Here is a 17,941-nt window from a genome sequence, read left to right on the forward strand (position 1 = left end):
AGAATGTTGCTGGGTCCGATATACACGCCCTAGGATATGTCGCTGCGTCACCGTTCCGACGGAGACGCAAAGTGCGAACTTTCAAAATTGTCGCCGCGACATTAGCCGTGAGCTTGCTTATTGCAGGCGGCGCTGCGGCCGGAATCATTTATTCCGGCGCCTACAACGTCGCGGCCACCAGCGAACACTGGCCCATAACGCGCTGGGCATTAAGCCAAACAGTTCATCGATCGATTGAACAGCAAGCGACTGGTATCGACGTCCCCGAGTTGGGCTCTGAAGAACAGCTGCTGGCCGGCGCGGCCAACTTCGACGCCATGTGCAGCGAGTGCCATGCCCCGCCCGGGCGTCGGCAATCCGTGGCGGCGCGAGGAATGTATCCCCGGCCGCCGGGGCTCACCCATGCGGCCGAGGAAAAGAGTCCTGGCGAAATATTCTGGGTGATCAAGCACGGCATCAAGGCATCCGGCATGCCGGCCTGGGGTGGATCGCATAGCGACGAAGACATGTGGGCCATGACCGCGTTCGTCGAGAAATTACCCGACCTGTCGGCATCCGACTACGACCGCCTTCTGGCCCGCGCCGAAGCCAGCGGCGTGGGGCATCACGCCGGCGGTGGCGGGCACGGTCACGATGACGGGCATCAGACGCACGAACTTGACGCAACCACCGGTTCTTCGAGCAAAGGTCACGACAACGCTAATGGCCATGGCTCGCGCGACGGTCATCACGACGGTGACCACGCGCCGGCCGAAGACGGCGTTGACACAACCGCCCATCGCGACGATGGACACGCACACTAGCCGCGAAACCGTAAACATCGCTTACAAACGACTCCAGACAAACTGGATCAATGAGGCTATAGACAATGACTCAGCATACATATGACAAAGACCGCCGCCGGCTGCTGCGCGCCATGGGCGCGACCGGCCTGCTGGCGGGCTTCAATGCGCTACTTCCCGCCTATGCCCGCGACGGCATGACACGCCACCTCAATAGCGCCGCCGCTCAGGTCCCGGGCGGGGCGGCCCGCGATGTCCTCATGGACGTGCATGTGCGCCGCGAGATGATCGATATCGCCGGCGGCCGTGCATCGGCCATCACGCTGAACCACACCACGCCGGGCCCGATCGTGGAGCTTTGGGAAGGCCAGAACGCCCATCTGCGCGTGCATAACCACCTGGACGAGTCCACTTCGATCCACTGGCACGGCATTCTGTTGCCGTTCCAGATGGACGGCGTACCCGGCGTGGCGTTTCCCGGCATCGACCCGGGCGAAACGTTCGAAGTCGATTTTCCCGTCCGCCAGGCCGGCACCTACTGGTATCACAGCCATTCCGGGCTGCAGGAGCAGGTCGGCCAAACCGGGCCGATCGTCATCCACTCGGCCGAGGACGACGGCATCAACGCCGATCGCGAGTACGTGATCGTGCTCAACGACTGGACCTTCGAAGACCCGCACCGGCTGTTGGCAAAGCTCAAGGAGATGAGCGACTACTACAACTTCAGCGAGCGCACGCTCGGCGATCTGGCCGAGGATTTCCGCAAGTCGGGCGTGGCCACCACGCTGAAAGATCGGCTGGCCTGGGGCGACATGCGCATGAGCCCGCGCGATATCGCCGACGTGACCGGCTATACCTACAGCTATCTCATGAACGGCGTACACCCGGACGCCAACTGGACCGGTCTATTCACGCCGGGCGAGCGGATCCGCCTGCGCGTGATCAATGCCTCCGCCATGACCTACTTCAACGTGCGCGTACCAGGTCTGCCCATGCAGGTGGTCGCGGCCGACGGCAAGGAGGTCCAGCCGGTCGAGACCGACGAATTCCAGATCGGCGTGGCCGAGACCTTCGACGTGGTGGTCCAGCCCAGGGCCGATCAGGCCTACACGATCATGGCCGAAACCATGGACCGCAGCGGCTATGCCCGCGGCACCCTCGCGCCGCGCGCGGGCATGGTCGCGCCCGTGCCGGCGCTGCGCGAACAGCCGCAGCGCACGATGGTGGATATGGGCATGGACATGAGCGAAATGGACATGGGCGGCATGACGATGCCGCACGAGAACGGCGCGAAGCCGATGGGTCATGGCCAGATGGCGATGGACCACGGCTCGATGAAGACGACGGACATGTCCAAAAAGGATGCCGGTATGGCCGGCATGTCGCATCAGGGCCACAAGATGGATGGCGCGAAGATGTCGGACAAGATGGCCGGCATGGACCATGGCCACAAGAAGATGGCCCACGGCACCGGCCCGAACGCCGGCACCATGGGCACGGGCGCGATGATGGAACAGTCCGGCCCGGTCATCGCCAAGCATGGTCCCGACATGCACGGGGCGGGCAATATCAACGTTGCCAACGTCCAGCGCGATCGCCTGGGTGAACGTGGTACCGGGCTCGAGGACGTGAACCATCGCGTGCTCACCTACAGCCAGCTGCGCAATGTCGTGCCGATGCAGGATCGTCGCGAACCCTCGCGCACGATCGAGGTGCACCTGACCGGCAACATGGACCGCTACATGTGGTCGTTCGACGGCGTGAAGTACTCGGACGCCACGCCGATCGAGTTTCCCTACGGCGAACGCATCCGGCTGGTGCTCGTCAACGACACCATGATGGAGCACCCGATCCATCTGCACGGCATGTTCATGGAGCTGGAGAACGGCCAGGGCGAGCATCTGCCGTTCAAGCACACCCTGAGCGTGCTGCCCGGCTCACGGGCGTCGCTACTGATCACGGCAGACGAACCGGGCCGCTGGGCCTTTCACTGCCATCTGCTCTATCACATGGAAATGGGCATGTTCCGCGTCGTGCGTGTGAGCGATCAATCGGGAGACCAGAATGCTTAAACAGTCGATGACCACAACGATCGGTGTGACGGCCCTCGCCCTCGGGATGACCCTGCCGGCGCATGCCGGCTCAAACGGCAAGGCCGATCTGGATTCCGTCATACCGCAGGGGCCGGCGGATCCGAACAGCGGCGCGCCGCTGGCCTGGAAAAAGCCGATCCACGACCAGCAGATCCACAAGTTCTTTTTGATCGACCGGCTCGAATACGGGGACGTGGACGGCACCAACAACTATCTCTGGGACGCCCAGGGCTGGATCGGCGGCGATTACAACAAGCTGTGGCTCAAGACCGAAGGCGAGGGTCCGATGCGCGGCGGCTCGCCCGAAGATACCGAGTTCCAGGCGCTCTATACCCGCACGATCGCGCCGTTCTGGAGTGCCCAGGCCGGTGTGCGCTACGACGTCAATCCCAACCCGGACCGCGGCTTTGCCGTACTCGGCCTGCAGGGGCTGGCGCCGTACTGGTTCGAATCCGACACGGCGCTGTTCGTCAGCGAGGACGGGGACGTGAGTTTTCGCGGCGAATTCGAGTACGAGCTGCTGCTTACCCAGCGGCTGATCCTTCAGCCTCGGGCCGAGATCAATGCCTCGGCTCAGGAGGTGCCGGAATATGGCCTCGGCCAAGGTCTCAACAACACCGAAATGGGCATCCGGTTGCGCTATGAGATGCAGCGCGAGTTCGCCCCCTACGTCGGGGTCCGCTGGGAGCAAACCTATGGCGAAACCAGGGATATCGCCCAGGCTGAAGGCGAAGAGACGTCGTCGACCGCCTTCGTGGTCGGTATCCGCGCCTGGTATTGATTAGGCCTGCGCTGTAACTACTTCATCTAAAAGGAGGAAATTTATTAAATTCTATCAATCCTTAGCCACTTTAATTGACACGAATTCTTAAGTGGGCGTTATTCGGCTATACCTTTGTCATCTAGTGAGAATTATTGGTTCTTGTAATTCTGAACTAGAAAGTTAGCAAGGCAACGATTCAGCCAATAACGCCCATAATTCAGCGACGTTACAGTTAGGTATCATTATGCAGAAGAACACTATTAAACAAAGCTTGCTTCTTTTACTTTTAGCCTCGGGCTCCTCCGCAGCCTTGGCTGAAGCGGACACTGCCATGGCCCCTGGGTTGCCAGACGGCGCTGTAGTAATAGCTCAAGCAAAAGCAGTCGATACTTTGAAAGAATATCAATCAATGTATGAAGGTCAGATGATGGATCGGCACACAATGCAGATGCTAGACGTGGATGATAACGGTGAAATCTCACGTGAGGAGTTCATGCATGTGCATGAACTTATATTCGACACTGCCGATCAAAACAAAGATGGCAAACTCGAAAAAAGCGAAATGAAAAAGGGCAGTCTGCCGAAAATGGAAACCAGCTAGCATTTTATTTATACGTCACCCTAGCTAGTTGTTATAGGGTGACGTATTTTCCGACTCAACACGTCGCACAAACTGGTCGCCTACTTGCAAGCGGCCGGGATAAAGTGCTAGCACTTGCAGCAAGATTGAATTCTGGTTCTAAAAGATAAATCGGCGCCAAGCGAGACCGAAAAATGTTCTCAAAAACACTTTTATCTTACATGGCTATTTTCTACTAAAAATATGGCGTTAACTGGGCTTGTAATCATTTTCATAACTTTCTTCGCCGGGGCACTCATTGTCCAGAAGCTGCCCACTCGCGCCGATCACCATCAATTAGCCGAATCTCAAAAGGTGCCGTTTCTTGGTGGCTCGAGCCCCAACACCCATGCCTGGCAGCGATACCACATACGCTACTACTCGATGACTCTCCTATTCATCGCGTTCGAAATGGAGATGATGTTTATGTACCCGTGGGCCGTCGTGTATGTCACCGAAGGCGTCAAGGCCCTCGCTGAAATGGGCATGTTCCTCGCCATCCTCACGGTAGGCATTCTCTATGGGTGGCGCGAAGGTATCTTTAGATGGCAGTAACCATACTCGGGCGTCTTGCAGCGCGAGCTCCGGTTCCCGTTTTCGTGGCTATGGGGCGCGACGGCGCGCCTGCGATCGAGCACTTGCTCAAGAGTGGTGATATCGACTTCACCGCAACGCCCCGACACGCCAACATTTTATTGGTCGCGGGCCGCACTCGAGAGAGTGACCAACCCTATCTAGATCGCCTCCACGACCAAATGCCGCACCCACGTGCGACATTCTGGTGGGGAGACGCGCATTCGGACGACATAGATGAAGCACGGCGCTCCGCCTCAGCTGACGATCCAGTCGCGCCACTGCGTGCGCTTTATCGCAAACTGATTGGCGGCTCCTATGCATCGGAAACCCACCGTCTGTCCGACGAGCCACCCGCCCCTTGGCGTGGCAGGGGCGATCACGGTCAAGGTGGAGAAGGGATGATGGGCGGCGTGCCTTACGGGCGCATGATGCCTATGCCCCCGACGCCAGACATTCGCGACGGGCTCGCGTTAGATGTCTACCGTACTCAGGTTGGCCCCTTCATGCCTTACTGGCCCGCTGGATTGATACTAGAGGTGACTTTTCAAGGCGACGTAATTCAATCAGCCGAAGTCGTTCAGCCACCCTATCCACCACGCGACATTGATCGTGAACCATTCGATCGCTTGCTGCACGAGCAGACGCCCCTGGCACAAATCGAGCGCACACGCGCAACGCATCACTTGGCATGTATCGCCCGGGTATTGTCGCTTGTCGAATTACCGACGCTCAGCCGGCGGGCTCAGATCGTGGCAGCACGCATACGCGCGAACGAAACTGTTGCTATCGGTCCGCTGCGCAAAGCCGCCGCCCGCGCAGGTTTGATGGCCGCGATCAAGCCGGGGCTCGGTCGGATCGATGACGATCTAGCGTGTGAACTCGGCGGCCCGGTGCGACGCGCTGCTGGACACGTGCTCGACAGTCGCAACGATGATCCGACCTACACGCGACTGGGCTTCACCCCTGTCACGCAAAAGCAAAGCGACTGTCAAGCGCGCGTGGCGCAGTGGTTCGACGAGGCCGAACAAGCGCTAGCTCTCGCGTCGGCCGCACCCCACATCCTGATCGCCCAAGGCCAACTGGCCGAGCCACCCTGGGCTCTTCGGGCACCGCCGCTTGATTATCGCGTGACCGAGCTGCTCCCAGGACTCGAATGGAGTGAAGCGCTACTCGTGCTCAACAGTTTCGATAGCGCCGCGTTATGCCGAATGGCGCCATTGGAGACGCCGTGACCCAGATCGCTCTAAGCACTGCCTGGCTTGCTTTCTTGCTTGGCATGGCATGGTATGTCGCTGTACTTGATGGGCTGTGGACCGCCGCTCGAGAACGGCGTTTACCACGCGCGCCTCTGGCCAATCCAATCTACCGATGCGCCGCAGTTCTGCGTCAACAGTCCAACCTAACCGAAACGCCGGATTTGCTAAATTGGAGGTTGGCACCTGCGTTGTATGCTGCGCTCGCGGGTAGCGGTGTCGCGATCGTGCCATTCTCCAGCGCGAGCGTTCTTGCGGATCTCGAAGTGGGCATTGTCTGGTGGGGCGCAGTCGAGGCGCTAACAGTAGTGGTTGTATTCCTGCACGGTTGGTCAGCCAATGCTCAGTTCGGCCTGATCGGTGCCTACCGCTATGTCGCCATCGGGCTGCCGGTAATGCTGATCAGCATGTTCATGCTGATCGCGGCAGCATTGCCCGCCGAGTCTTTGGCCCTCCCACAAATAGTCGAATCCCAGCGTGGCCTTTGGAACGTCATCCGCCAACCGTTAGGGCTACCGCTGTTTCTACTCCTCGGTCTGTCTCTAAGCTTCAGAGGTCCGTTCAACTACGCGGACTCGGCTGATATCGCAGGGGGAACCGCCGCTGAGGTATCCGGCGCGCCAAGGTTGGTCTGGGAGTTCGCGAGGCTCGCAATGCTTACGGCGGTGGCCGCAATGGCGGCCAGCGTCTTTCTAGGTGGCTACCTTGGCCCGTGGCTGCCCGGGCCGGCATGGTTGGTGCTCAAGACGGCTACCTTGCTTCTAGTCCTGGTATGCCTCACCGAGCAGCTGGCACGGATCTCCCCGAGCCGAATGATGACGCTGATCTGGACAACGCTCCTGCCGCTATCGTTTTTGCATTTGGTATGGGCAGGAGTACTGGCACTATGAACGTAATCGATATCGCATTCTGGATCTTCGCCGCTATCGCGGTGATAAGCGGTTGGCGTGTCTTCTGCACCGACTCGATGGTTCGCGCTTCGTTCCTCCTGTTGCTGTCATTTATCGCAGTTGGCTTGATCATGGTGTTGCTCAACGCGCCCTATCTCGGCATCGCGACCGTCTTCATGATGGCAGTGGAAATGATGGTAATGGCGCTGTTCATGGTCATGTTCATGATGAATCCGGCGGGCCTGAACCCGATGATGATGGTGCACCAGCACCGTTTTTCGATCGCGGCGGGCGTGTTTGTCTTCGCCACACTCACCGGCCTGATCTGCGTTACACGCTTTACCTCCAACCCGGTCGATCCGGGCCTCGATTCCGTTGCGAGCCTAGGCAAGGAACTGCTCGGCAATTCAATGCTGATCTTTGAAACCGCTGGGGTCACGCTGCTGGCGACCATGGTGGCCAGCGTCATTCTATCGAGCCGCAGCGGACGCTTTGGCACGGCCGATACCGGCGCCGTACCGCCGCCACTCGAACCCGGCGGTGAGCCAGCAGGGCGGCAGCCCGAGCAGCACAGTGGACATGCTCATCACCATCATTGATCGAGAAATAGCCATGACACTCCCAGCGATATTGATCGTCGCCGCCGCCCTCATCGGCATTGGGCTCTACGGCACGTTGTCGCAGCAGTCATTCGTGATGCTGATGATGGGCCTCGAGTTGATGCTCAACGGCGTGATGCTGGCGGCTGTTGGCTTTTGGTCGCTTACGGCAGGTGGCCTGCCAACAGGGCAGCTGTTGGCCATCATCGTGATGGCGGTGATGGCAGTAGAGATGGCCGTCGGCTTCGCATTGATCACTGCGGTCTATCGCAGTCGCCAGGCGGATGTCACCGAAAGCCTGACAACACTGAAACATTGATAATGCTCTGGCTTGTTGCCCTGTTCCCACTGCTCGCGGCTGTGATCGTTCACGCATCGCCGATGCGGAACCGCGCCACTCTAGGCGCTTCAGGCTGTGGTGTATTGCTGGTCACACTCGTGCTCACGGTTTTCGCCGGCCTAGAGGGTTGGGTCGGACGAATTGCCTGGAGCATACCGCTGCAGTTCGAGGTGGCGTTGACAACAAGCTCTGTCGTTATGGCTTTGCTGGTGTCGGTCATCGCCCTGCCCGTGCTCGCCTATGCCGCGGTCCACGAACGCCGGCGCGACTTGAACCGCTTGGTATCGCTGCTCTTACTGTTCGTCGGCGCCATGCTGTTACTAGTAATCGCGGCGGACCTCATTACGCTGCTTATCGGCTGGGAACTGGTCGGCGCCTGCTCATGGGCGCTGATCGGGCACGAACGACAACACGCATCCCGTGCGGCCTCGGCGCGCTATGCGTTCGTGATGACCCGTTTGGGCGATCTCGGGCTTTTCGTGGCGGCCATGGTTGCCTTCAGCGATCGCGGCACTTTCGCGTTCGCCGCGATCGAAACTCTCGGCGCACCGCAAAAGACTATTCTGGTGGCCGGATTATTGTTAAGCGCGGCCTCGAAATCCGGCCAGATTCCGTTCGCGCCATGGCTTTTCCGCGCCATGGACGGGCCAACATCGGTTTCGGCTTTGTTGCATTCCGCCACCATGGTCGCCGCGGGAGCCTACCTGTTGATCCGGCTCGAGCCGACGCTCGCTCAGGTGCCGTGGTTTGGTCCTGCGGCAATTTGTATCGGTCTCGGCACCGCGCTTGCAGGCGGTCTGACCGCCATGCTGCAGCCTCACGCAAAGAAATTACTGGCAGCGTCCACCTCCGCACACTACGGCTTAATGTTCGTCGCGGTCGGCGCCGGCTACCCTGCCGTCGCGCTGACGCATCTCGTCGCGCATGCGTTTTTCAAGGCATTGCTGTTTCTCAGTGCAGGCGTCGCCGGCCGCGAAGCCGATAGCTTCTATCTGACAAAGATGGGATTCGGGCGCGTGCTGCCGATTACAGCCTCGGCAACCGCGGTCGGCGGGTTCGCATTGGCAGGCATACCTCCGCTGGGCGCAGCGTGGACAAAGGAAATGGTCGTAACAGCCGCAGGCCATTTCAGCCCATGGCTGGCATTCGTGGTCATGCTCGCCGGCGCCTTGAGTGCGGCCTATGCCATGCGTTTCGTCTATAGCGCCTACGGCGTCGCCGTCAACGACACGAGCGCCACTACGAGAACGACAGAAACCATAGCGATCTCATCGCTAGCTGCCGCTTGTTTGGCGCTTTCCTTATATTGGCTGCCAGGCATACAGCAAACGCTGGGCGCTTGGCTCGCAACCTCGTTTCCGACGCCTCCACCCTGGGAGACCATCGGTTCACTCCTGACTGTCGGCTTTGGCCTCTACACCGGGCTGTTGATCGCACGCAAACATCCCGCGCTGGGCGAAGACGGCCCTGTTTCAGCCTACGCTGACTGGTTGGGCTTGCCCTTTGCGATCAATCGCGTCGTCGAGCGTCCTTTTTCGGCGCTCACACAGCACTGTGCCACGTTCGACGATGCCGTGATTGATGGCACCGTACGCCGGGCCGGTGCCAGCGGACTCTTCGCCGCACGCGTTGCGTATCGAGGACTGGACAGACTGGCGGACGGGCTTCCGGAGGGCGTCACTCGTTGGCTTGCTCTTAGCGGCGAAGACAGCCGCCGTTTTCAAACCGGCCTTTCACACCATTATCTCGCCTTTATGGCCGCGGGTGCTGTGGTGTTGGCAATTATTCTGTTTGCGGGGCGCTAAAATGCTCACGGCCACCATTCTCATGCCATTGCTGGGTGCGTTCGCGCTCGCTTGTACACGTCTAAAAGAACCGACATACCGATGGCTCGCATGCAGCGTCGGCAGTGTGCCCTTGGTCCTACTCGTGGCGGTCTGGATCGGCTTCGATACCAGTACGGGCGCCTCCGCGTTTCAGTACGTCGTCGAATACCCTTGGATTCCGGCGCTTGGCATCGGCTGGCGTATGGGCGTCGACGGTATCGCGCTAACGGTGGCTACGATGAGCGCGCTGTTGTTCGTCGCTGCGATGGCATGGCCCGCCGACACACGGGGACGGGCACGAGAATACTACGCGTGGTTTCTCTTTCTCGAAGCTGTGTCGCTCGGCGTATTCCTGACTCTGGATCTCGCGCTGTTCTATGTCTTTTTCGACCTGAGCCTCGTCGGTCTGTTCTTTCTTATCGGGCGCTGGGGCCACGGCGATGCCGAGCGAGCCGCGATAAAGTTTTTCGTCTATACCTTTGCCGGGTCGTTAGCCATTCTGCTGGCAATTATTGGTCTTGTTTTGGTGACCGACCCTCTTACCTTCGACATGCGTACGCTAATCGCGGATCAGCCACTCGCGGGTATGGATCTGCGTGCGACGCTGGTTCTGGCCGGATTCATCATTGGCTTTGGTATCAAGACGCCGTTCGTACCCTTGCATACATGGCTGCCCCCAGCGCACGTGAATGCCCCTGGGCCGGCCTCAGCCGTGCTCGCCGGTGTGCTGCTTAAGATGGGCACTTACGGTTTGATTCGAATCCCCTATTCGATGCTCGGCGAGACCTTTGGACGCTATGCTTTCGCCCTGGCCGTTCTGGCGGTGATCTCGATTCTATGGGGCGCGTTGGTGTCGATGGCGCAACGCGACCTCAAACGACGTATTGCTTACACCTCAGTGAATCACATGGGCTATGTGTTGCTGGGTATCGCGGCAGCCGCGACGATCGGCGGCGAGCAGGCCGCACGGCAGATGGCGTTGACAGGTGCCACCGTGGAAATGGTCGCCCACGGCCTGATCACCGGCGCGCTGTTCTTGATCTGTGGCGCGCTCTGGCAGCGCACTGGCGATTATAATCTCGAGCACTACGGCGGTCTGAGCCAGATCGCCCCGAATCTCACTCGCTTTACGATTCTCGCGTCATTCGCGAGCCTGGGTCTGCCCGGGCTCGCCGGTTTCGTGGCCGAGCTACAGATATTCGTTGGTGCTTTCAGCGTCTATCCGTGGCTGGCCGCCACCGCGCTCCTGGGTATTCTCATTACCGCTGCGCTTTTCCTACAGATGCTGCAACAGCTGTTCTTCGGAGCGCTGCCCACAGATCGGGGGGATTTCAGGGACCTCGCGCGCGTCGAGATCATCACCTTGGCGATACTCGTACTGCTGATCGTGATAATCGGAATATATCCGAATTGGCTGCTGACGCCCATCAACAGTGCAACTGGCCTATTGACGGGTGGGGTCTAGCATGCCGGTTGGCGACGTTCTCCCCGAACTCAGCGTTTTAATCAGCGCGGTCACGTTGCTTTTGGCCGCAAGTTTCATGCGCGAGCGAGATCAGTGGTTGGCTGCGCCGGGCGCGCTCATTGGCCTTACGGTGGCATTCGCGTTTTGTGTTGCTCAACTGGGCGAAGCGCCGAAATTGACTTTCTCTGGAGTCTGGGCTCTGGACGGTGCCAGCATCTGGGCTCGCCTGATCATTTTGGTCGCTGCCGCCTTGAGCGTTCTGTTGACGCCCGAGTGGCTGCGCCAAGACCGTCGCCACGGTGAATACTATGCCGTCTTAATGCTTGGAACACTCGGGGCCATGCTGCTCGCCGGGGCGACAGACCTGATGCAGTTGATCATCGCCGTTCTGCTGTCCTCCGTCACGGGGTACACGTTAGCCGCTTATCATCGCAACTGGCCGCTGTCGGCTGAAGCCGGCATGAAATATTTCTTGGTCGGCGCGCTGGCCAACGCCCTACTCGTGCTCGGTGTGACGCTGATGTTCGGGCTGTTTGCCACCACGGACTACGGCGAGCTGGCGTCGCGTACGAAAGACGGCGCCCAATCAATGACGCTCGTCGCATTCAGCCTCGTCATTGTAGGTGTGGCATTTAAACTTGCAGCAGTACCGGCCCATACCTGGATGCCGGATGTCGCTGAGGGCGCCCCGCCGCCGGCGGCTGCCTTCCTCACTATTGCACCTAAAGTAGGCGCCGCCATTGCGCTTGCCCGCTTCGTCGATCTGTTCCCTCAAGACATCCCTTGGCGCACCGTGGTTGCCACGATCGCGATCGCGACCATGTCCGTAGGCAATTTGGGCGCACTCGGGCAGAACGATGTGCGGCGAATGCTGGGCTGGTCTTCGGTATCGCAATCTGGCTACGCGCTGATGGCGATCACTGTTCTCGGTCTGGATCCCTACGCGCTACCGGCCTTGCTGTTCTTTCTCGCAAGTTATGCGGTCGCGAATCTCGCAGCATTCGGTGTTGTGACACAGCTGCGCGGACGCACGAACCTAGACGACTATCGCGGCCTCGCGATCGCCCATCCACTACTCGCGGCCGCACTGATCCTTAGTTTTCTTTCGCTGGTGGGTATCCCACCGCTGGCAGGCTTTGTGGGCAAGCTGGCACTGTTCGTCACGACGATCGAATCGGGTTACGCATGGCTGGCTGTCGTGGCTCTGATCAACACCGTCGTATCACTAGTTTATTACTTACGTGTGCTTGCGCCCGTGTATTTCGCCGAGCCGGCGAGGCCCATGCATACGCTCGGCTACTCTGCCGCCGCCGCTGTGGTGCTATGCGCGTTCTTCACCGTCACTCTTGGTGGTTTGGCAGAGCCATTCTGGCGAATGCTCGCTGAGACGACTCTTCTCCCATAGGCTGCTTGCGAATCGGTGTTAGGTTGCAGCGCGACATAGCGCGTCAACGATAGCGTGTCCGATTCAGCACCTTTACCCCTTTTCCTATGCGTGCTTTCGTAGAAGCGAATCTGATCTTCAATCGCGTCCCCGCAGACGCGCATGCCGAGATTCACATAGCAATGCCCGTCATTTGCTACTGAGGCTCATGGCTATCTTACAGGCCGCGTCACGATCTAGGGATCCATGTCGGTGCTGCGCCTTTTGCGTAGCGTGACTCTAATTTGGTCATATCCGGTATGAAAGTGTTCGAATATATCTGCATTAGCCGGAAAACCTACTTCTCTCGTTACAGTTGCTCGTTGTCGAAATCGATCTAGAAATTTTCAGAGCGCTAAAATAGGGATCGGCTTCGAATTTGATACGCCAATCGTTGGCAGAGTTCGATTACTCCACGACCATCCCAATATCGAACAGTCGCCAATCTAAGGTTAGCGACCCATCTAGAATTACAGCATCCTAGCTGAATAGAAGGTCGAGAGGGCTCGTCTCTAGCCGCTCAAAGCGGTTCGTCGCAAACTGCTTAGTACCAATCGAAAATTGAACGCAGCTACACAGTCGCCATTCAGTTCGCCCATTGCTGAGTGTCTGCAGCATTCCCGCGAGCGCACGTGAGTTCGGTGGTCTGCAACACCGCTCTTAGCGGGTCGCGGCAACTACGATTTCCGTAGTCCACGCCGCAAAGCAGCCGTGCTTAATGAACTAATGCACATGGTGATAAAGCGCAAGCCTCTGGCACCCAGTAAAAGCCTCAAGCGGCAAGCCATCTGACGCCGTTGCCAAGCAGTTGACGCGGCGCAAGCAGCCCGCCACGCTTAATCTGTTGGCGCTGATCGTTTGTCGCAAAACAGATCTCCTATGCGCCGGCAGCGCCCGGGGTGTTTTCATTTCGCCCCGGGCGTCCCTCCTTGGGTCTTGGCCGGCCCGGCAAGTATCCAAACGCCGTACGAGTACGTATGGTAGCGATTGCTTTTCAAGTTAAGTAGTTGTGAAACCCAGCGACGAAGCAGCGACCGGAACCCACACATTCCCGTACGACGGCGAGGCATTGCAGACGGTGTTGGCCCATACGTTTGCCTTGATGCCGGAAGCGGTCCTGCTCGCCGACACAGACCGCCGGATCATCATGGTCAACGACGCGGCGGTGGCGCTGTTTCGCTACGCGCGCGAAGAGCTACTCGGCCGCACCACGCAAATGCTCTACGCGCATCGGGCCGACTTCCAGGAAACCGGCCGCACCCGCTATAACCGGCGCGCCGCGCACCATACACAGACCTATCTCATGCGCTACCGGCGCAAGGACGGGAGCGAGTTCGACGGCGAAACGATTGGCGGGCCGATTCTGGGCGCCGAGGGCGATGGGCCCATGTTTCTCGGCATCATCCGTGACCAAAGCGCCCGGGTGGCGAATGAACATGCCCTGCACGGCCTGCATGCCATCACGTCAGATCAGTCACTGAGCTTCGCCGATCGACGTCACGCCATCCTGGAGCTTGGATGTGAGCATTTTGGCATGCCCATCGGCATGGTCAGCCATATCGAAGACCAGGCATACCAGGTCGTTGATATCGTCGATGGCGTATCGGATATCAAGCCCGGCCAGGTGTTTCCGGTTTCGGAAACCTATTGCTGCCATACGATCGTTGCCGAGGGGCCGTTCGCCGTGGACCGGACCGGCGAGGGCGAGTTGTGCGAACACCCTTGTTATCAGCGTTTCGCGCTGGAGTCTTATATCGGCGCCCCGCTCACGCTCGACGGCCAGATCGTGGGCACGCTGAATTTCTCCAGTACCGAGCCGACCGGCGAGTTCACCACCTACGATCTCGACCTCATCGGCATGTTCGCGCAGTGGCTGGATCACGAGATTGCCCGCGAGCGTGATCTACTCGCACTGCGCGGCGCCCAGGACGAACTGGCACGGCTGGCGCTCACCGATGAGCTCACCGGGATATACAACCGGCGCGCGATCGGCGCCCGCATGCAGGAAGAATTGAACCGCGCCCAGCGCTACGCCCAGCCGGTAAGCGTGGCGCTGGTGGATTTCGACCGCTTCAAGCAGCTCAACGACCAACACGGGCATATCGCCGGCGATCGGGCGTTGCAGCTGTTCGCAGAACTGGCCACGAAACAGCTGCGTAATCTGGACAGCGTGGGTCGCTGGGGCGGCGAGGAATTCGTTTTGCTGCTCCCGAACACGGACGCAAACGCGGCGATGACGACCGCACAGCGGCTGCTGGAAACCATCCGAGGGGCAGGCTGCACGGTCGATGGCACCGCCGTACCGCTGACCGTCAGTGCCGGTCTCGCCACCACGCAGGGTGACGAGTCGATCGAAACCCTCATCGATCGGGCAGACCAGGCCCTGTACGAAGCGAAGGCAAACGGCCGCGATCAAGCGATCGCCGGCAGTGCATTGTCTGGCCCGAGCCGGTCTATTTGACGCAACAGCGCCAACTGGCCACGCTCAGATGGTCGGCGCTGATCTTCGTTCGCAAAACAGATCTCCGTTGCGCCGACAGCTCCCGGGGTGTTCCAACAACACCCCGGGCCTTTTACCGCCAGAGCGACACGCGGCAGATCGCGCATCGTAGATGCGCCTGACCGTCCCGGCGCGCGCTGATGTCCGGGTGTGCATAGCCACACTTCGGGCAGCCGTCATCGATCGCGGCCACGCCTTCGAATAGATAGGCCGCCTCAATCTCGTCTGCCAACATCCGGTAGCCCCGCACCAGCTTGCCGAGTGCGTCCGCGACGCTGCGCCCGCGCCCAGTCGGCCCGGCGGTTTTCCAGCCCTCGTCCACCCGCCGCTGCAAGCGCACCGCGTACTCGTAGGATGTCGGGACGGACTCCAATGCAATCCGCCATCGGTCATCGACGAGCGGGTAGTAGGACGGCATCGGGCGGTGCTTGGGGTTCGGCATCCGCGAATGATTACTGTACGCGCATACAGTTCGCAAGGGCGACGGCACCGGGCTATGCTTCCACCATGTGTGGACGCTACGGTCGATTCAGCGCCGTCGAGGCCTACGCGGCAATCATCAAGGCAATGGTGTCGCCGCGTTTTGAAGACAGCGCAGGCTATAACCGCCCGCCGGGCACGTTCCAGCTCATCGGCCTCGTCAATCCAGACGACGGCGCTGTCACGCTCGGGCCGGCCTGGTGGGGCTTCGTGCCCAACTGGGCGACCGATACGAAACTCGCGCCGATCAATGCGCGCTCTGAAACCGCCGACGAAAAGAAGCTCTTCGCCAAGGCGTTCGAGCAGCAGCGGTGCCTGGTCGCGGCCGACTACTGGATCGAGTGGCAACGCAACGGCGACAACAAGCAGCCGTATGCCATCCGCCCCAGCGCCGGCGAACCGTTCTTCTTCGCCGGCATCTGGAGCAAAGCATCACGGCTGCCCGAAAATCACGCCGCGGCCGGCCAGGTCACGTTCGCAATCCTGACGGGCCAGCCGAACGACGACATAGCCCACATCCACAACCGCCAACCCCAGGCGCTCACCGCCAAGGGCGCCCGCCACTGGATCGACCCGGATCTAGACGCAGCGCAGGCGCAGAAAGTGCTCGATGAACATCGGCACGGGCAATACGACGCCTGGCCAATTGACAAGCGCGTGGGCAGTCCGGCGAACGATGGGCCCGAGACCATGGAACCGGTCGACGTTGGATCGGAATGATGCCCGTTTCTCCGAGCGGGCCAGGGAGCTTGTAACGGGGGTTAGGTGCCCTTTTCGTCTCGCCGACCATGCGCCGTGGACTCGCAAAGTAGCCGACTCGCTACACTTTTCTTCCTGCGTGGCCTGCTACTAAGAGTACGGGCGGTGATCGACTTCCTCGCCGAGCGTTTCGCGGATCAAGACTTCATGACAAGCGCCTGCGGCAATGAAGCACGTTGATCTCGCACGCGATGCAGTCAAGGCCGTTGAGGAGAAAACGAATCAACCCGTCGAATCGATCCGTCGCGCGCCTGTACTCTAAACGAGAGCTGAACGTGGGCGCGTGTGGACACGCACTATACGGCTTTCGGCCTGGGGTGTAACGCTATCTACTGTGACTATGGTGCTGCGCCTGTAGCCCGTTCCAGCAAAAGCGATACGCTCTTGCTTGGTAATATCCAGTGGTTATTACGATCGATAGCGATATGAAAAAGAACAGCTGCGCCTTAGCGCTCACGGTGCTCTCTACGCTAGTGGCAGGTTGCGCGAGTACACCTCAAGAAACATTCTCCGTCGACCGGGACACAGAAGCCGAAACCGTCGCCTCGCATATCTACACGATGGCACAGCGTTGTTGGAACAAAGACGATGGGTTCCTGGTTGAAGGGCGCGGCAGTCGTTCGCTGATCACGCCGCGCGGTGACTATGCGGTCGAGCTGTTTTGGTATGCCGCCGATACGGGCGATCAGCGGCCTGTGATCGTCGCCGACGTTGTGAATACCGACCACGGCGCCCAGGTCAACATCGAGAAACAGGGATTCCCATTCTATGGCGCCCGCGGCAAAGTCGAGGCCACCGACGCCGGTGCACGTCGTGTTCGCGCGTGGGCACGCGGTGAAACCGCATGCGGTGACAGCCTCTAGGGATAGGGCATCTTTTCCCGCGGCCGATCAAATCGATCGTGTTACTCGAACGCGTCGCGTTGGTCGAGATCGTAGACCAGGTTATTCGCGATCGAGACATACGCATTGCGTCGATAGCTCGCGTAATCGATAGGCAACCACTGCCACTCACTTGATTCACGCGTGTACTGGAACATGTCCACGGGCTTGTTCCCCTTGAATAGGGTCACATTCGCGCTGTAAGTCTGGCTGTAATGCATCGGCAACGCGAAAAGCGTGGCGGCACCGAGCAGCATCTTGGTGAAACCCAGAAAGCCGCTATCGTGAAATACCGAGTCGGTTTCGATGACAAGCTTGTACGGCGCAAAGGCATTGTTCAGTTCGACGGTCTGGAACTTCCCACTACGCTGTAGCGTTTTCAGGAATCGCTCATGCACATCATCGCGCGTGGCGTAGCAGCCATATTGATGACAGGTCGTGCTCGTCGGCACCTCGCCATTGTTCACCTGCAAACCCACGGAAGGCCAACGCCCATCTGGGTTCTTTGTGATCTCATACGTTGGATACGGACTGCTCACGGCGCAAGCCGAAAGCGACAGCGCGCCCCCTATAACAGACAACCGCTTCATTCGATCCCCCTATGCGGACAACGCGTCCGCGCAGAATTAAACGAGGTTGCGGGTACCAGGTCAAGCGTTTTTTACAGGCTTGGATAAGGTGTCTCAGGTGAT

The 17,941-nt window shown here is 59.6% G+C and carries 17 protein-coding genes; 15 read left to right on the plus strand and 2 right to left on the minus strand.

Annotation, left to right across the window (positions count from 1 at the left end):
- Positions 1-71 precede the first annotated feature (71 nt).
- The 13 genes from CMN27_RS09285 to CMN27_RS09345 all read left to right on the plus strand — a co-directional run bounded on the left by CMN27_RS09285 (position 72) and on the right by CMN27_RS09345 (position 15,090).
- The gene (locus CMN27_RS09285; RefSeq protein ID WP_293625812.1) at positions 72-803 is read left to right on the plus strand and encodes a cytochrome c; all 732 of its coding nucleotides are present in this window, start codon (positions 72-74) and stop codon (positions 801-803) included.
- A gap of 65 nt (positions 804-868) precedes the next feature.
- Positions 869-2,854, plus strand: coding sequence for a copper resistance system multicopper oxidase (locus CMN27_RS09290; protein ID WP_293625814.1), 1,986 nt, complete (start codon positions 869-871; stop codon positions 2,852-2,854).
- A 7-nt stretch (positions 2,855-2,861) separates the two neighbouring features.
- Positions 2,862-3,656 carry a copper resistance protein B gene (locus tag CMN27_RS09295; RefSeq protein ID WP_293625816.1) on the plus strand — a complete coding sequence of 265 codons (795 nt, stop codon included), beginning with the start codon at positions 2,862-2,864 and terminating at the stop codon, positions 3,654-3,656.
- Positions 3,657-3,882: 226 nt separating this feature from the next.
- Positions 3,883-4,239, plus strand: a complete 357-nt coding sequence (locus CMN27_RS09300; protein WP_293625818.1) for a hypothetical protein — start codon at positions 3,883-3,885, stop codon at positions 4,237-4,239.
- Positions 4,240-4,461: 222 nt separating this feature from the next.
- Positions 4,462-4,812, plus strand: coding sequence for an NADH-quinone oxidoreductase subunit A (locus CMN27_RS09305; protein WP_293625820.1), 351 nt, complete (start codon positions 4,462-4,464; stop codon positions 4,810-4,812).
- Entirely contained in the window at positions 4,803-6,065 is a 1,263-nt protein-coding gene (locus CMN27_RS09310) for a hypothetical protein (RefSeq protein WP_293625822.1), read from the plus strand. Before CMN27_RS09305 ends, CMN27_RS09310 begins: the two co-directional genes overlap by 10 nt.
- A complete protein-coding gene (locus CMN27_RS09315; RefSeq protein ID WP_293625824.1) occupies positions 6,062-6,976 on the plus strand; it encodes an NADH-quinone oxidoreductase subunit H in 915 nt (304 codons plus the stop codon). The genes CMN27_RS09310 and CMN27_RS09315 overlap by 4 nt, the downstream gene beginning before the upstream one ends.
- Positions 6,973-7,575 (plus strand): NADH-quinone oxidoreductase subunit J, encoded by a 603-nt coding sequence (locus CMN27_RS09320; RefSeq protein WP_293625826.1) that lies wholly within the window; start codon positions 6,973-6,975, stop codon positions 7,573-7,575. Before CMN27_RS09315 ends, CMN27_RS09320 begins: the two co-directional genes overlap by 4 nt.
- A gap of 13 nt (positions 7,576-7,588) precedes the next feature.
- Positions 7,589-7,894, plus strand: coding sequence for an NADH-quinone oxidoreductase subunit NuoK (gene nuoK, locus CMN27_RS09325; protein WP_366515438.1), 306 nt, complete (start codon positions 7,589-7,591; stop codon positions 7,892-7,894).
- A 2-nt stretch (positions 7,895-7,896) separates the two neighbouring features.
- Positions 7,897-9,720: a proton-conducting transporter membrane subunit gene (locus tag CMN27_RS09330; RefSeq protein ID WP_293625829.1), complete on the plus strand. Its 1,824-nt coding sequence runs from the start codon at positions 7,897-7,899 to the stop codon at positions 9,718-9,720.
- Position 9,721: 1 nt separating this feature from the next.
- Complete coding sequence (locus tag CMN27_RS09335) at positions 9,722-11,206, plus strand: NADH-quinone oxidoreductase subunit M (protein WP_293625831.1); 1,485 nt, start codon at positions 9,722-9,724, stop codon at positions 11,204-11,206.
- Position 11,207: 1 nt separating this feature from the next.
- Positions 11,208-12,611 carry an NADH-quinone oxidoreductase subunit N gene (locus CMN27_RS09340; RefSeq protein WP_293625833.1) on the plus strand — a complete coding sequence of 468 codons (1,404 nt, stop codon included), beginning with the start codon at positions 11,208-11,210 and terminating at the stop codon, positions 12,609-12,611.
- Positions 12,612-13,638: 1,027 nt separating this feature from the next.
- Positions 13,639-15,090, plus strand: coding sequence for a diguanylate cyclase (locus CMN27_RS09345; protein ID WP_293625835.1), 1,452 nt, complete (start codon positions 13,639-13,641; stop codon positions 15,088-15,090).
- Positions 15,091-15,202: 112 nt separating this feature from the next.
- Here the strand turns inward: CMN27_RS09345 and CMN27_RS09350 are convergent, their stop codons facing one another.
- Positions 15,203-15,547 (minus strand): hypothetical protein, encoded by a 345-nt coding sequence (locus tag CMN27_RS09350; RefSeq protein WP_293626052.1) that lies wholly within the window; start codon positions 15,545-15,547, stop codon positions 15,203-15,205.
- An 89-nt stretch (positions 15,548-15,636) separates the two neighbouring features.
- Between CMN27_RS09350 and CMN27_RS09355 the strand changes: the two genes are divergently transcribed.
- Positions 15,637-16,329: an SOS response-associated peptidase gene (locus tag CMN27_RS09355; RefSeq protein WP_293626047.1), complete on the plus strand. Its 693-nt coding sequence runs from the start codon at positions 15,637-15,639 to the stop codon at positions 16,327-16,329.
- Between the two features lie 464 nt (positions 16,330-16,793).
- Positions 16,794-17,231, plus strand: a complete 438-nt coding sequence (locus CMN27_RS09360; RefSeq protein ID WP_293625837.1) for a hypothetical protein — start codon at positions 16,794-16,796, stop codon at positions 17,229-17,231.
- Positions 17,232-17,272: 41 nt separating this feature from the next.
- On the opposite strand, the gene CMN27_RS09365 is transcribed toward CMN27_RS09360, so the two are convergent.
- Entirely contained in the window at positions 17,273-17,839 is a 567-nt protein-coding gene (locus CMN27_RS09365; protein ID WP_293625839.1) for a hypothetical protein, read from the minus strand.
- Positions 17,840-17,941: the final 102 nt, after the last annotated feature.

The sequence above is a fragment of the Salinisphaera sp. genome, from assembly GCF_002729955.1.
In the GTDB taxonomy this organism is placed as follows: domain Bacteria; phylum Pseudomonadota; class Gammaproteobacteria; order Nevskiales; family Salinisphaeraceae; genus Salinisphaera.